Below are 16849 nucleotides of genomic sequence, written 5' to 3' on the forward strand. Positions count from 1 at the left end.
ATATCAAGGTTTGATAACAGTTGCTCCCCCAACTTCTAATTTTTTAACAAACCCGGTTTTATCTACATAGTAATCATAAGACCTGATCTTTGCAAAACTTTGAATAAATATTAGCAGTTTTTTCATAAAGCTTTTCCCTTCTTATTTTTTAGATAATTATACATTAACAGGCTATTTGTGTAAATATAAAACAATAATGATGGCATCACCTCATTTTTGCATATCGTTTAAAAGCTTGACTTAAGTTTTTTTTACCCACAAAGGGTAAAGAGAATCACAAAGCTTTTTATTTTACATATTTGAACACTTAACTATTTTTTTCTATGCATCTTTAGGTGTCCTATGTTGAATTAACTTTTCCAACTTCAGTAAATACCAAATCAGGGTCTAACTTTCAACTTACTCTGATATTGAAAAAATTGGCTTTTGAATAATAAAGTATATCATTGAGGAGATAGTAGTATTTATCGATATTTTTAGCTATGAAAAAAGGATTGGTTATATTTTTTATAGGTATAAACATGGCTGATGGATCCCTAAAACACTCCCAATCGCACTCACTACAATCGGCTTTTATACCAATCCCACCATTAAGACTTAAGAAATCTCCGAAAGAAAATTCACTCTTAAATCCGCAGGGATACAGGTTCCCAAGTGTGTCCACAAAAAAGAAACTTTTACCACCAAGACATCCAATACTCTCCTTATCATCGTACTGATCCATAAGATTTTTAATGGAGACAAGTGGTGTAAAAATCTTTATTTTTTTTCTATATTTTCTTACCACGTCAAAAATGACTTTATAAAGGATCTTTTTCTCTTTTTCTGAATATCTAACAATATATTCTGAAGACTCCGCCTTATACACAGCCCCCTCAAAACTCATAGGATAGCATAAATTTGCAATTTTAAATCCAAGAGAAATTGCAAAATCGAAAAATTTTGACAGTCCATTGTAATAGTTATCATAGAATGCATCTGGATAAAAATGTCCGTTTAACTTATAGGTGGGATCATCCACCTCAATCAAACGATTTATCCCTAAATTTACAGAAGGATGTAGCTTGTAATTTTCAAAAATTCTGAGACCCTTTTCGATCCCCTCAACCACTCCCATCAAGCCCCTGTTTTTTTCATGTTTTTCTCTGTCCCAGCTATCAATACTTATCCAGAAGGTATATAGATTCGATTCAAGTATAGCCTCCGCAAGTTTTGAAACCCTCTTTTCAAAATCTTGTTTATCATGATTCATAAATAGAAAACCATTTGTGCCAGTTCGTGTATACTTAATCCCATTTTTTGAAGCATATGATATCGCTTCAAAAAGATCATTTTTCATTAAAAGTGGCTCACCTCCAGTAATGGATAACGATTTTATCCCCATATCAACAGCTTTATCTATGACCAATTTTAACCTGGATAAATCCAACTTATTTCTAATATAGTCTTTTGATACATTCATTCCACACTGAGGACACCCGGCATTACATATATCTGTCATCTGAATGATCATCTGTTTTGGGAGCTCTTTTCGAAATACCAGATTTAAAATCTCCATTAATTCACTATATTTCATGATTATCTCCATAAAAATAGATCTTCGAGGACAGTCTTCCACTCAAACCTATGTTTTACATTTTTTACAGCCTCAAATTTCATATTGTTTATGATATCTTCTCCGGATACTCTTTTTTCTATTAGTTCTGATATTTTTATAACCCATTCATCCAGATCACCAGATTTTGCCACAATCCCAGTAACACCATCAATAATTATCTCTTTTGGTCCCCCCACATCTGAAACTACAGCAGGTAAACCACAAGCCTGGGCCTCCAAAACAGCCATCCCAAAGGTATCTGTCGTACTTGGGAAAAGGAATATATCTCCCAAAGAGTAGTATTTTGGCATCTCACTCTCTTTTACCCTACCTGTAAAAATAATATCTTTATCCCTGTGCTCCTTGGTCAATTTTTCAAGGTATGGGCCATCCCCAACGATAAACAACTTAATCTTCAGTTCCCTAAATCTGTGTCTGATCTCATAGAAAACCTTCAAAAGAAAGTCTATATTTTTATCTTTTGAAACTCTACCAGCAAACATCAGATTAATTGAATTAATCTCGCTCAATCTGTATATAGGAAAATACTTATTAGTGTCGATCCCCCTTTTAAAAATCGATATTCGAGGGTTATAAAGCCCTCTGTTGTTTAGAATATCGATATAACCTTTTGATGGAACCTTAATCTCATCGAATTGATTATAAAAATAGTTCACATACTTATCAACTATAGCAGATAGAGAATCATCTTTTTTAATCTCATATATCTCACTGCTGAAATCTGTGTGGTAAACGCCGGTTGTTTTTACCCCCATCAACTTTCCAATAATTAGTCCCATAACACCCACAGGCCCCGGGGTTGATACAATAATCTCATCGGGTGAGAATTTATAGAGTTTTGACATTATATCCATGAAAGAAGGGATGTGTAATTTGATTTTTTTATAATACGGCAAGGTAAAATCAAAGATACTTTTACAATTGACAAAATTTTTCGGTAGATCTTTTACGTCATCACTGTGGAGAGAACCAAAGATGGCAAGCGGCATATCAAATTCAATGGCCTTAAAACCTATATTTTTAAGTGTGACAGAAACACCATTTAAATCGTTTATTGTATCTGAAAACCATGCCACCCTTTTGTATACATTATCATTTCCATTTATAAACTTCCTTCTTAATTCCAATGCAATTTTATGATCTTTATAAGCTTGCTTAAGGGAAGAGAAGAAAGGCACACTTACAAAAAGCCCCGGAAGAGATCCCATAATGGACTTATAGAGATAATCGAAGGAAATTTTTGAGTCTTTTTTAAATTTTTTTAGAAGTAACTTTAAGTATTCATCTATCAACTCTGATGCCTTCTCATAGGTATAGTTTATTTTTCGCTCCATTTCATCTTCAGGCATTCTCTTAAGATTATCAAGCATATCTATAACTATCTTATTTATCTCACTCTTATTCTTTAGCTTTCTGAGTTTAAGCTTCTTTAAAAAAGAATCTTTTTTTCTGGTGGCAATGCTGGATATTATATCACCCATTAGACCACCAGTCATCTGAATCAAATTACTTTTTTGGGAATAATCGTACGAGATTTTGTATATATTAAACGCAAGGGTGTAAAAATCTGCTGAGGTACCCAATCCTAAAGTTTTCCTATCTTTGAGAGCCTGAATAAATGTTTCTCTGTTATTTGCAAAATCCGAACATGTATAAGCTTTTCCCATAAGAAGTCCCGCATGATCATCTGAACCACCTGTAAACCCCTTTTCCCAGTTGTATTTTGTTAACTTTAGATTATGTTTGTTCAAAAGATCATCGAATCTTTTCCTGGTAATACTTAAAAGGATATCGGTGATCGTCTTGTTGTATATCTCCCCCCGACAACCATTGACGGTTTCAAAATTATCAAACATCAGTATGAGCTTTTCGATATGATCAAGGGTTAATTTATCATTTACAGAATATATGGGGTGTGCCACTGAATGGGCAATCCCTTTTTCGTAGATAAACTCCCTCAGCTCATAAATATTGTACCGTAACCTCTGTATTTCCTCAAACTCCGATTCAGTTATATCGTAGATCAGGATATGTATTTTACAGTCATCCTCAGGAAAATGAGCGGTTGATTCCACCGATATAAAAGTATCTAAGTCAGACTTTTCTTTTAATTTCAAACACCCTTTTATGGTATTGTGATCCGTAATGGTCACTAAATCCATCCCCTTATCCTTTAGCTTACTATATAGCGTTTCCGGTTCGGTGTAAGATTCTGCAGCTCCAATTTTTCTTAAAAACCATTCCGATGGCTTACGGGAATATTTAGAATGTACGTGAAGATCTGCTTTTATCATTTAAAAACACCTCAATTTTAATTTATATGAATAAATCCAACATTCCCAACAGCTATAAAATATCAGCTGCAATTTTCGATACCTCACTTCTTTCACATTTAGTCATGGTAATCGTCACAGCCAGTTCACTTTTTGCCTTTTGGAAACGCTCGCTGGCATACACAAGTCCATTATCCTTTTCATCCACAAAAGGATTGTCTATCTGATATATATCACCTGTCAGGACGATCTTTGAGTTTTTACCCACTCTGGTTATGATTGTCTTTACTTCGTGGGGGGTGAGATTTTGGGACTCATCAATTATAATGTAAGAATTATGAAATGTTCTCCCCCTGATATAAGTAAGCCCTTCCACCTCGATTATGCTCGTACTTTTGAGATAATCAAGGGTAATATCCGACCAGAATTTATCCTGTTTACTGCCGTTACCATCTTTAATAGATGAATTTGATAGTACAAGATCTAAATTGTCATAAATAGGCTTCAACCATGGATCCAGCTTATTCTGGATATCACCAGGTAGATAGCCCAGATCTCTCCCCATTGGAACCGGTGAACGGCTGATGACGAGTTTTTTGTATCTTTTATTTAAAACCTGTGTAAGCCCCGCTGCTATTGATAATAGAGTTTTACCAGTACCGGCTATACCTATTGCAAATATTATCTTGATATCGTAATCCATCAGTGCATCTAGAAAGATTTTCTGTTGATAATTGGTAGGAATTACCCCTATGGGATAATCCAGAATGTCAAATCTAACATAAGTATCATCCCTGAAATTATATTTCACCAGAGCACTTTTTCGGTCGTAAATATTTGACTTTAAGAGAATATACCTACCGCCCATAGTTGTATCGTTTTTCTGCATGTATCCACTTAGTTCGTCCCTTTTCACAAAACCATTTTCAAATATAGTGTCTAATAGATGATCCTCCACATACAGAATATCATTATTTATCATCAAACTATAATTGCTCTTATCATGATAATAATCCTCAGATTTTATACCCAATAAACTTGCTTTAATTCTTAAACTTATGTCTTTACTCACCAATATTACATTATCCCCAAACTCCCCCATACACTGAAGAACCATCTTTAAAATAATATTGTCGGCTTTATTATTTTCAAACTCCACCGGTAAAGTAACATCTTTGCTTAGATATCTTACATAAATCCTACCTCCTGACTCCAGATCGATTCCGGAAATAAGATCCCCATAACCTCTTATTTTTTCGAAATTTCTTATAAATTCCCTTGCATAAAACCCTTTTAAATCGTAAAAACTTTTAAACCTATCCAGCTCTTCAAGGCAGATGGCGGGTATTATGATGTCATTATCCTGGAAAGTATCAAGACAATTGGGGGAGTGAAGCAATACGTTTGTATCAAGAATGAAAAACTTTTTTTTCATAGCATACTCCATACTTCATCTATTTAGGAGAGTGGAAATGGAAATCTTTGAACCATTAGACTTTGCATTTTTTTTAAGAACCGCTATCAATTTAGAAAAATCCTGATCGGTTATCTCTATGCTAATTTTTGGCAATTCTATTATAGCAGCACTTATCCCTAACAGAGGGAAATTTTTCAAATTACCACTTCGGTCTACAGATTGATATGATTTATTCACAACCTCCTCAAAAGAATAAAATGAGGTACTCAATTTTTGAAATTCATCGATAATATTCAATATCATCTTAATTACTGCTTCAGTTTCATATTCTTTAAAACTGATCGACATAAAAAAGTCATCCCCACCGATATGCCCTATAAAAATCTCCTTATCTTCCCTCCTTTTCAAATCCTTTAATATCTCCCCAAAACCTTTTATTGCCCTATCACCAACCCGGAAGCCAAATTTGTCGTTGAAAGGCTTGAAATTATCAAAGTCGAAATAAACAACGTAATTTACATTATCCTCATCTTTCAAAATTTTATTTATATTGGCAGCTATGGCTGCATTACCAGGTAACCCGGTGAGGGGATTCGTTTCCAGAGCCTCCTGCATTCTAATCTCATTTAATATTTTAAGTACAGCATTATTAGGTAAAAATCCCACATACTCATTATCATTTGTAACAAATATACCCTGAGAATCAAACGTTACTATCAGTTTCAATACGTCATCTATTTTAGTTCTTATATCAACCTTCGGCATCTTCTTCATAAAGTCTTTTATCGTTTTTTTATGTAGCTTGCTTGTCAAAAGCTCCCTACCAAAAGGGGAGTATATGTACTCCCTAAGATCCGTTTCAAAAACCACCCCCACCGGGGCAAAATTGGTGTCCACCAATGGGATAAAATCGTAGTTTGAATTTTGGAATCTTGTAAAAAGATCCTCTATACTGCTATCGATCTTTAGAGGCGGGATAAAAACCATAGCCTCTTTTATGCGGCTATTAAAACCAGTACTTTTTCTTCTATCTGAATTATAAAGAGACTCTATATTCTCATACTTTAATTTAATGGAGTAAGGATCTGTTGTGGGCTTCTGTATAAAATATCCCTGAATGAATTCTATATTAAAATTTTTAAGACAATAATACTCTTCTTCCGTCTCCACCCCTTCTGCAATCAAAGTGATCCCAAGAGATCTTGCAATATCCTTTATTGCTGACACAAGAGACATCTTCCGATTATCTTTATGAATTTCTCTAATCAAAAACTTATCAAGTTTTATATAATCTGCTTCGGAATGGTAGAGAAGTTCAAAATTAGAAAAACCGGTTCCAAAATCATCTATCGCCAACTTGAATCCTGATGCCTTAGCCCTCAAAAGGACTTTGTTGTATATGGCGGTAAAACTGTGATTTAACCCTTCGTTTAGCTCCAGACACCAATTACTCGGAGGGATTTTATACTCTCCCAATACTTGTTCGGTGAAGCCAAAAGTATAATCCGGCATTTCCATAATCCTGTGATCATAATTGTAGAATATGTTGATATTTCTATAATTTTTTATTTTAGAAGCCTTTTCAGCCACCTTTTTTCTCAAAGTCTTTTCAAGAGGGACAAGAACCTGATCTTCGTAAGCTTCATCAAAAAAACTACTTATAGATTTAAACCCAATCTCCTCAACTCCTCTAATAAGGAATTCAACCCCAAATAATTTACCCGATAAGGTGGAAACAATAGGTTGGACTGCATAATCGATCTTTTCAAGCTTTTTTTCCCATTTTTCAAAAAAGATATGTTTCATAATAAGGTTTATAGAGAAAAAAGATTATAAAAGTTTTATACAAATGTAAAAAAAATGAAAATTCCGGGCATACTGATTTTTATGGTATTTTTCTGCTAGCTATGGTATAATAATATTAGTATAATGTTTTCTAGGAAACAAGGGAGGATTACAATGAGCTGTGAAAAATGTACCACAACCAAAACATTACCAGAAGACTGCAAAAGGATAGTTATTTTTGCATCCCATGAGTATATTTTAGGTAAGTTTTTTACAATTTTCAAAAGTCGATTCGAGATATTAAACGAAAACGATTACCTCGTCCTAAACTATAAATTTAACGAATTTATAGAAATAGTTAGCTCATCAAAAGATTTCACCGAAATTGAGCTGGAAAATATCACCGTATTACTCATTGACCCAACATCTTCACTAACATTTGGAGCTTATAAAAATGCCAAACCCCTTACATATTGGATAAATCTATACCTTTCAAAAGATTTAAAATGGATTCTTGATAATGAATCGATAATTACCTATTTTCAACCGATAATTGATATACGTTCAAATCAGATAGTAGGCTACGAATGCCTCTCCAGAGGCATAAAAATGGATGGGAGCATAATGCCCCCCAATCTTATGTTCCATTCCGCCAGAAAAACCGAGATGATATTCAATCTTGATAGACAGTGCAGAATCTCCGCAATTAAAAATTCTAAAGCAAAAGAGATAGATAAAATGATCTTTATAAACTTCACCCCCACATCCATCTACAACCCAGAATTCTGTCTGAGGGATACAGTAAAGACAGCTACAGAGCTAAACTTCGATTTCAGTAAAATAGTTTTTGAAGTAGTCGAAAGTGATAAAGTAGAAAATTTCGTTCACCTCAAAAATATTTTAGATTTTTACAACAATATGGGGTTTAAAGTAGCTCTTGATGATGTTGGTTCCGGATACTCATCATTAAATTTACTTGCATCATTAAAGCCTAACATTGTGAAAATCGACATTGAACTGGTAAGAGACATAGATAAGGATATTGCCAAAAAAGCTATCGTTTCATCCCTCGTGGGGATATGCAAAGAGATAGGTTCCCTTTCACTTGCGGAAGGGATCGAAACACATGGTGAGATGGAAATGCTGAAAAATCTTGGGGTGGATCTTATGCAGGGATACCTTTTTGGTAAACCCTCCCCTGAACCATTAGATAAAATAATATTCTGCTAATTATGGCAGAAAATAACACATTAATCTATTACTTAGATGAAAATAACGTAATACTCAATACCAGTGAAATTTTAGCAAAACAAAATATAGGCAAAAACTATTTTGATTTCATAAATGATGAAATGTTAAAAATAATCCTATCAAGAATTTTCGATTCTGTGAGAAAAAAAGGGTCCCCTTTCAAAACATCCTATAGATGCGATAATGAAGATGAGCTTAGGTTGTATGATCTGGAAATAACACCGATGATAAACAATATCCTTAAACTGAAACATGAACTCGTAAATACCACCAAAAGAGCAACAAAACTACATTTTTCATCCAATTCAGATATCATTTTCACGATGTGTGCATGGTGTAATAAGATAAAATATAGGGATATCTTCATCGAATTGGAAGATGCTGTAAATAAAATGAAACTTTTAGAATATAATTTTTTACCAAAATTCAGTCATGGGATCTGCCCAGATTGTTATACTGGACTGATAAAGGAGATAGAAGAATACGAAAGAAAATAGATTAATATTTTATTGCTATTATCCCAAATTTAAATATAATTAAAGAATGATAGACCATAAAATAAGGCATTTTCAGTACAAAATTGCAGAGGTTTTATATCTTTTCACATTTACCATTATCATTGCCTCAATAAAATTTTTAGAATCCACAAACAATAAAGCTAACTATGCAATTATTATTTTTTTTCTCATATTCATTATACTCAAGTTCTCAATCGATGATAACTTTTTTTCCAGCAAAATATTAAGCTATTACCTACTTTTTCAATCCCAAAATATCTTCATCGCATATATTAATAGTAGCGCTTATGACATTTTAATCTTTATGTCGATGATTGGGCTTTTATTATTTTCAGTTATTTTATATGACAAAAAGTATCTAATGGTGCATATTGTAGTTACAGGTGTCCTAACGTATGTTTATTTTACAAAATTTGATCCAAAAGAAGTCTTTTTATTCCTCATCTCATTACCTTTTATTTTTATAACATCTCTAAACTTCAATAAGATATACATAATATTAAGAAATCTCATCACAGAGCTCTCCATAACAGATGAAATGACAGGATTGCTAAATCAAAGCGGTTTTATGAAAAAGATCGAAGAGGAGTTTTATAGATCCCAGAGGTATCAAAAAACATTTTCAGTTTTGATGATAGACTCAGATAACCTTAAATTGATTAATGACACTTATGGACACAAATACGGCAGTATGGTAATAAAATCGATTGCCGAAGTTATTAAAACAAACATAAGAAGAACCGATTTTGCTGCAAGGTATGGTGGAGATGAGTTTATCCTTTGCCTAGTGGAAACCGATCTGGATGGAGCCATAGAAGTGGCAGAAAGAATAAGAAAACAATTTGAGCTTAAATCTTTTTTCACAAAAGATGAAAAAAAATTTACAATAACCCTTAGTATCGGTGTAAGCAATTATCCCAAAAGTGGCGACTCCCTTATGGATGTTATCGAGTTGGCAGATAAAGCCATGTACCAGTCCAAAAACTCTGGAAAAAATAAAACATCCTTTCTGCTTAAAAATTAATCACTTTGTATAACATTATAGTTTTTCAGATATTAAATCTGACACAAAAAGAAAAATCAACACTTTTTCAACAAAATATGTTGATAAAAAAAGACTTGACAGCTTTTTGTAGAATTATCCGCAGCAAAATATAAAACAATTGGTAAATAAACGTATTTTCATAAAAATCAATCTATATGCTGTTATAAAAAATTAAAACAAAAAAAGTTTTCAACATTTTTTCAACAAACACCATTGGAATAAAAATAACTTTTACTAAATATAATTTAACTGTTCAGTATGTCTAAAATGAGTGTTACAATTTAGTTATAAAAGTATCTTAGAAAACACTCAATTTAATCCAAAATCGCTCAAAAGCTTGTCAATCTCATCCTGAGATGCTACTTTTGATGATTCATCAGAAGCACTACTTACCACAAACCCCAGAATGGAACCAAGTCTTGCCCCAATCTCTTCTATATTTCTTATAACCTTGTTGATCTTCTGCTCAGTGATATCCTGAAATTCAAGCGCCTGTAAAATTTCAAATCCAAGAGATTCTGCTTTCTCTATAGTTTTTTCCAGCTCTTCTATCCTTTTTAAAGCCGACTTAATATCCCTCGACTCAACATACCTTTCTATATCTCTGAAACCATCAGATAGCTCATTATAAATATTTGAAAGTTCGTCTGAATGCTGCAAAAGGTTGCTTGTTGCTTTTTCTGTGGTATCATTTATAAATTCCAAATTTTTAGCAACGGTAGGGACTTTTTCCGTCGAATCCTCAATATTATCCAATTTCTCTTTTGTGTTCATAATAAGCTTAACAATCTCCCCAATCTCCCCCTTAACATCTATCGAAATCTCTTTTGACTCCCCATGAATTATCTTTCTGGCCAACTCTTTGATCTCAGCAATGGAATCTACTTCAATCTCTAAATTTTCTTTCTTACTCGAACCACCTTCCTGTAATGTTTCAACATTACCTTCAGTATCAGCAGTACTTTCAAAAGATAAATTATCTATATCATTTTTTTTTTCCTGCTCCTTTTTTCTTTTTATCATCTCTTCGGTTTCTTTTTCCCTCTTAGCAAGCTCCATGGCAATAAGAGCATCCAGATCACTCTGATCTACGTGGACTGCATCATGATTTATCTTCTCTTCTGCCTGTTTTACCGCATCATTTAATATATCTTCAATACTCTCCTGAACTGGAGTAGATTTCTTTTTCTTGATTAATTCTGCCGTCTCTTTTTCCCTTTTGGCTAGCTCCATAGCTATAAGAGCATCTATGTCATCCATACCACCGGAAGCTTCATGTTTCTCTTCCTCTTTTGGCAACTCTTCCTGAACATCCTGAACATGATCCTGCTGTAACGATTCATGGATGGTAGTTGATTCCTCTTCCTCCTGAATCTCATCCTCCTCTTTTAATGGAGACTGGACTTCCACATCACCGGTGTTGCCTCCTGAGGATGAACCCCCTTTAGAGGGCCTAAACTTCTTCTTTAATTCACTCTCATGCCCCTTATCCTCATATATAAGAGTGTCTATATCGAGTAAAATTATCAATCTATCATTGTATTTACATATACCTAAAATATACTCCTGCCCTATGGATCCCACAAGGGGTGGTGTGGGTTCTATCATAGATTTATTTATACGAATCACCTGAGTAACTTCATCAACCACAAAACCTATATTTTCCTTTTCAAATCTAACAACTATAATCCTTGTCTTTTTATCAAAATCCGACTTCTCTAAATTAAACCTCACCCTCAAATCCACCACAGGGATAACCTTACCCCTGAGGTTCATAACACCCATGATATAATTATCAGTCCTCGGAACTGAAGTAATCTCAACAAGCCTTATTATCTCCTGTATCTTTAATACATCTATGGCATACTCTTCATCCCCCAATTTAAACCCCACAAGCTGGAGCATATCCTCATCTTTTACTTCGTTCAGATCTTCGATGTATAGCTGTTGAGATTCCATAAAACACCCCTACAATTTTTTCAAAATTATATCTCTTATTTCATCAAAAAATTCTCTATTGCTATCAGTGGTATTAAAATAGTATGGTTCAAGCTTTTTCAAACTCTCACTTACATACAAATCATAAGGTAAAAATCCTAATTTTTCAACAGAAATTCTCAGATATTTTTTGGATACATTCTCAAAACCGTAAAAGATATTGAGCTCTTTTTTAAATTTCAACATATTTAATACAAGTCCCACCTTATATCCTCTTACAATTTCCAGAACATCTTCTGAAATTTTGCTATCTATTCGGTCTAACTCCTCCAGGATATCGTCAACTCTTTGATAATTCATACTCCTACTTCTTAACTTACTACATATATTTTCCAATCTTGGATCCTTAAAGAGATGTCTTTCAATCTTGCGGTATAGAGCAATCTTCAAAAAACCATATGAATTTTCAATGGAAGTGGGCTCACTGTTCATAATCAAGACTTTTTTATCAGAAAAATTAAAAAAATCTATCATGTTGTAGCTCGTACCGGCTCCGAGATCCATTACAACATATCTATAATTTGCCCTTTTTAAATGGTTTAAAATTTTTAATTTCTCAAAATTATTTATATGTGCCATTCCCAATATATCGCTGGAACCACCAATAAAGTCCACTTGAGCAGGGGTTTGCAAAATAACATCTTCTATTCTAAAATTCTCCTTGAGGAAATTATATATCCCTTTACCCTGGGCCTTCAATCCCACAAAGCTGTGGAGATTTGCCCCACCCAGGTCACCATCAACCAGCAAAATTGCATCATCCAGTTTTTTCATCGACATCGCCAGATTAGCAGAAAAAAAACTCTTCCCAACGCCACCTTTTCCACTTGCCACAGCAATAATCTCAGCCATACATCAGTAACCTCTATACTTTATCAAAAGATATTTTACTACAAAATATGTAACCAAACCTGTCAGTAAACCAAACACATGACAACCTACAAAAAGTGGCCAGAGTATACTCTTTGCAAGCACCATAAGTTCACTGAAATTGTGAATATCCCACTTTATATCCTTTTTACTACTATCGGTCAAAACAACACCGACTTTATACAAAAATGCATAAATGGGAGGGATTGTGATGGGATTTGTGATATAAGCACCTATCATAAGAGGATATATCGGTAATCTTAGCCCCACACTAAAAATGGTGGCTAAGATAGTATGAAACCCTAAATATGGACTGAAACCTATCACCATTCCCAACCCACTGCTTAACGCTATCTTATTTGCGGGAGCATCAATATTTACAATATGTTTGATAGCATTTACAAATCTTTCAATCATAGATCTTCAATAGCTATCCTTAAAACTTCCTCGAATCTTTCCACCGGTATCACATTAATCCCCTTTTTAAGATCTTTTGAAAGTTTTATCAGATCATTTTCATTCTTCTTGGGGATTACCACTGTTTTGATACCCAGCCTCTTTGCGGCAAGCAGCTTCTCTTTCAATCCTCCAATAGGTAGCACTTTTCCGGTAATTGTAATCTCTCCAGTCATGGCAACGTCCTTTCTTACCTTTTTACCGCTGAACAATGAGAATATTGCGGTTGCCATTGTGATACCTGCAGATGGTCCATCTTTTGGTATTGCACCAGCGGGAACATGAAGATGTATATCATGCTCTTCAAACAGTTTAGGTTCTATACCGTATCTTTCAGAAATGGATCGTACAAATGTTAGAGCAGCCCTTGCAGATTCCTTCATCACATCACCCAACTGCCCCGTCAGCACGAGATTCCCTTTACCTTTATACTTTGCAGACTCTATGAATAATACATCGCCACCATACGGAGTCCAGGCAAGACCTGTAACTATCCCCACCTCGTTCTCCTTCAACTCATCCTCTTCATAGTATTTAACAGGTCCCAGATATTTTATCACATTATTTTTTGTAATTTGAAAAACCTTATCTTCACCTGTAGCAACTCTGCGGGCTACTTTTCTACAAATTGTTCCCACCAACCGCTCAAGATTTCGCAAACCTGACTCTCTCGTATACCCAGAGATTATGAATGAAAGTATTTTATCTGATATAAAAAGTTGATCTGGTTTTAATCCATTTTCAACAATCTGCCTTGGGACAAGATACTTTTTAGCAATCTGTATCTTTTCCTCTTCGATATAACCTGGTATGTGAATGATCTCCATCCTATCCTTCAAAGCAGGTGGAATTGGATCAAGATAATTGGCAGTTGTTATAAACATCACCTTTGAAAGATCATAGGGGACACCAAGATAATGATCCACAAATGCATTGTTCTGCTCCGGATCCAACACCTCCAGTAAAGCAGATGATGGATCACCTCTGAAATCGCTCCCCAATTTATCTATTTCATCAAGCATAAAGACGGGATTACTGCTACCGGCATTCCTCAGCCCCTGAATAATCTTACCGGGTAATGCACCGATGTATGTACGCCTATGACCTCTAATTTCAGCCTCATCCCTTAATCCACCTAACGAAATTCTGACAAACTTTCTCCCCATAGCCCTTGCTATAGATTTACCAAGTGAGGTCTTACCAACTCCCGGTGGCCCCACAAAACAGATTATAGGACTTTTCATTTTTGAATTCAGTTTTCTCACGGCGAGAAAATCAAGTATACGATCTTTTACCTCTTCTAAACCGTAATGATCTTCCTCAAGCACTTTTTTGGCATTCTCTATATCAAGATTGTCTTTTGTAAATTTACCCCAGGGGAGTTCCACAATCCACTCGAGAAATGTCCGCACCACGGTTGCTTCTGCGGAATCAGAATGCATTCTGGAAAGTCTTTTTAGCTGTTTTGTGGCCTCCTCCTTAACCTCTTTGGGCATCTTAAGCTTTTTCAGTTTTTCTTCAAACTCCTCCACCTCTTTGGAAAGGTCATCCTCATCCCCCAGCTCTTTCCTAATGGCTTTCAACTGCTCTTTGAGGAAGTACTCCCTCTGACTTTTATCTATCTCCCCCCTTGCCTCGCTGAGAATCTTATTCTGCACTTCTAATATCGATATTTCCCTCGTGAGGAATTGGCTTACTCTATTTAACCTTTCAACATAATCAAGTTTTTCAAGAATCTCCTGGGCTTCATCCGTTTTAAGCCCCAGATTAGCTGCAATTATATCCGCCAGCTTTCCAGGAACATTTATAGTATCAATAACCGCAAGCAGATCCGGAAGCATCGGCTTACCCAGATTTATGGCTTTAGCAAGCTGTTCCTTTACATATCTGATGAGGGCTTCCACCTTTAAATCGCTTGTGGGTGTTTCATCTTCATCAAATGTTTTTATCTTTGCTTTGAAAAATTGCTCCTTTTGTACAAACTCTTCTATCTCCCCTCTTTTCAAACCCTGTACGAGGATCTTCACCCTTCCATCCGGAAGCTTCAACATCCTTAGAATCATCGCCACCGTACCAATTTTGTATATATCATTCTCACCAGGATCTTCCATCATCGGATCCTTCTGGGTGGAGAGGAAAATCATCCTTTTGGAATTTAATGCTTCATCCACCGCTGCAATACTGGATTCCCTGCCGATGAACAGAGGTACCACCATATAGGGGAAAACCACTATATCACGAACAGGTAGTAAAGGTAATATCTCAGGTATTGTTAATTCATTTTCAAGCTGTTGATCCACTATTGTCCTCCATCTTCAGTTAATTTGATTAAAACAAACTCTTTTGGCATCCTTTTAAATTCTATCCTAAAAACACCATTTTCAAATTTTGCATCAAAATTCTTAGCATCCACCTTAACAGGTAATTTTACGATTCTCCTGAATGGATTTGAATTTCTTTCAACCCTTAGAAAATTGTAGTTGTCAGCCTTTGCAGGTCTTATAATCCCCTCCATCACCAGCAGATCCTCATATAGGTAAATCTTAACATTCTCCCGTTTTACTCCGGCAAGCTCAATCCAGACGACGACAGAATCGCTTCTAAGACTTATATCCACAGGAGGGAAATGACCCTGTTCATAAACATCCTTTACAATCCTGTTGAGAATATTGGAAATTTCTCCACCAAGTCCGTGAATTAACACTATTTTTTCCAAAGAGGATAGCTCATCCATATATACCTCAGCAATATTTTTTCAAAATCTTTGTAAAATCATCTTTCAGATCGTCTCTATTCAACGCAAAATGGATCGTGGCATCAAGATAGCCAATCTTATTCCCACAGTCAAATCTTAAACCATCGTAAAGATAACCATAGCTACTCTGCTCTTTTGTAACTTTACGTATAGCATCGGTAAGCTGAATTTCCCCTAAATTTGCATCACATTCTTCAATAGCTTTCAAAACATCATATGTCAATACATACCGGCCAATTATTGCATAATTAGAAGGTGGATTACTTTTAGGCTTTTCCACCATCCCTTTTAACTTGAAAGTTCTATCATCAATTTTTTTGTCAATATCAACTATACCATATTTATAAGTTTCTTCAGCAGGAACCTCTGTAATTGCCAGCACAGGTGATCCCACCACTTCAAATTTTTTTATAAGCTGTCTTGTAACCGATTCTTTGTAACTTATGATATCGTCCGGCAGTATCACCACAAAAGGATCCTTCCCCAACACATCTCTGGCACAGTATATTGCATGACCTAAACCTTTTTGTTCTTTCTGCCTTACGGTAATGAAGTCGCACATCTCACTTATCCTTGAAAGAATCTCATATTCCTTCTCTTTTTTCGATTCCTTCAGTGCAATTTCAAGCTCTATAGATTTATCAAAATGGTCCTCTATCGCTCTTTTAAACCTACCGGTAATAAATATAATCTCATCAACACCAGCCTCCACAGCTTCTTCCACAGCATATTGAATCAAAGGTTTATCAACAAGCGTAATCATCTCCTTAGGTATTGCCTTGGTAGCCGGAAGCATCCTTGTACCAAACCCGGCAACCGGAAAAACAGCTTTTCTAATCTTCATTACTCACCTCTTTTTTTAT

General features: G+C 35.0%; 13 protein-coding genes. 3 read left to right on the forward strand and 10 right to left on the reverse strand.

From position 1 onward, the window contains the following. Positions 1–394 precede the first annotated feature (394 nt). From ACP5Q2_RS06985 to ACP5Q2_RS07000, 4 genes are read right to left on the reverse strand one after another with little or no spacing between them, the layout of a single operon-like run. Positions 395–1576 carry a radical SAM protein gene (locus ACP5Q2_RS06985; protein ID WP_428098604.1) on the reverse strand — a complete coding sequence of 394 codons (1182 nt, stop codon included), beginning with the start codon at positions 1574–1576 and terminating at the stop codon, positions 395–397. 2 nt (positions 1577–1578) lie between these two features. Beyond that, positions 1579–3912, reverse strand: a complete 2334-nt coding sequence (locus ACP5Q2_RS06990; RefSeq protein WP_428098606.1) for a glycosyltransferase — start codon at positions 3910–3912, stop codon at positions 1579–1581. Between the two features lie 52 nt (positions 3913–3964). Continuing rightward, positions 3965–5326 carry a PhoH family protein gene (locus ACP5Q2_RS06995; RefSeq protein ID WP_428098609.1) on the reverse strand — a complete coding sequence of 454 codons (1362 nt, stop codon included), beginning with the start codon at positions 5324–5326 and terminating at the stop codon, positions 3965–3967. Between the two features lie 15 nt (positions 5327–5341). Further along, positions 5342–7114, reverse strand: coding sequence for an EAL domain-containing protein (locus ACP5Q2_RS07000; protein ID WP_428098611.1), 1773 nt, complete (start codon positions 7112–7114; stop codon positions 5342–5344). Between the two features lie 153 nt (positions 7115–7267). On the opposite strand from ACP5Q2_RS07000, the gene ACP5Q2_RS07005 reads away from it, so the two are divergent. The 3 genes from ACP5Q2_RS07005 to ACP5Q2_RS07015 are packed head-to-tail and all read left to right on the forward strand — an operon-like array spanning position 7268 to position 9886. Beyond that, positions 7268–8323, forward strand: a complete 1056-nt coding sequence (locus ACP5Q2_RS07005; protein ID WP_428098614.1) for an EAL domain-containing protein — start codon at positions 7268–7270, stop codon at positions 8321–8323. Positions 8324–8325: 2 nt separating this feature from the next. Beyond that, entirely contained in the window at positions 8326–8841 is a 516-nt protein-coding gene (locus ACP5Q2_RS07010) for a hypothetical protein (RefSeq protein WP_428098616.1), read from the forward strand. A 46-nt stretch (positions 8842–8887) separates the two neighbouring features. Further along, the gene (locus ACP5Q2_RS07015; RefSeq protein WP_428098618.1) at positions 8888–9886 is read left to right on the forward strand and encodes a GGDEF domain-containing protein; all 999 of its coding nucleotides are present in this window, start codon (positions 8888–8890) and stop codon (positions 9884–9886) included. 330 nt (positions 9887–10216) lie between these two features. Here ACP5Q2_RS07015 and ACP5Q2_RS07020 read toward each other — a convergent pair whose 3' ends face one another. From ACP5Q2_RS07020 to galU, 6 genes are read right to left on the reverse strand one after another with little or no spacing between them, the layout of a single operon-like run. Next, positions 10217–11866, reverse strand: coding sequence for a protein phosphatase CheZ (locus ACP5Q2_RS07020; protein ID WP_428098621.1), 1650 nt, complete (start codon positions 11864–11866; stop codon positions 10217–10219). Between the two features lie 9 nt (positions 11867–11875). After that, complete coding sequence (locus ACP5Q2_RS07025; RefSeq protein ID WP_424605820.1) at positions 11876–12757, reverse strand: P-loop NTPase; 882 nt, start codon at positions 12755–12757, stop codon at positions 11876–11878. Positions 12758–12760: 3 nt separating this feature from the next. Next, positions 12761–13192, reverse strand: coding sequence for a DUF2062 domain-containing protein (locus ACP5Q2_RS07030; protein ID WP_428098624.1), 432 nt, complete (start codon positions 13190–13192; stop codon positions 12761–12763). Continuing rightward, positions 13189–15531, reverse strand: coding sequence for an endopeptidase La (gene lon / locus ACP5Q2_RS07035; RefSeq protein WP_424605822.1), 2343 nt, complete (start codon positions 15529–15531; stop codon positions 13189–13191). Before lon ends, ACP5Q2_RS07030 begins: the two co-directional genes overlap by 4 nt. Then, on the reverse strand, positions 15531–15965 hold the full coding sequence (locus ACP5Q2_RS07040) for an Hsp20/alpha crystallin family protein (protein ID WP_428098627.1): 435 nt from the start codon (positions 15963–15965) through the stop codon (positions 15531–15533). Before ACP5Q2_RS07040 ends, lon begins: the two co-directional genes overlap by 1 nt. A gap of 7 nt (positions 15966–15972) precedes the next feature. After that, positions 15973–16830, reverse strand: a complete 858-nt coding sequence (gene galU / locus ACP5Q2_RS07045) for a UTP--glucose-1-phosphate uridylyltransferase (protein WP_428098630.1) — start codon at positions 16828–16830, stop codon at positions 15973–15975. Positions 16831–16849: the final 19 nt, after the last annotated feature.

This window comes from Calditerrivibrio sp., from assembly GCF_049968475.1.
GTDB classification, from domain to species: Bacteria; Chrysiogenota; Deferribacteres; order Deferribacterales; family Calditerrivibrionaceae; genus Calditerrivibrio; species Calditerrivibrio nitroreducens_A.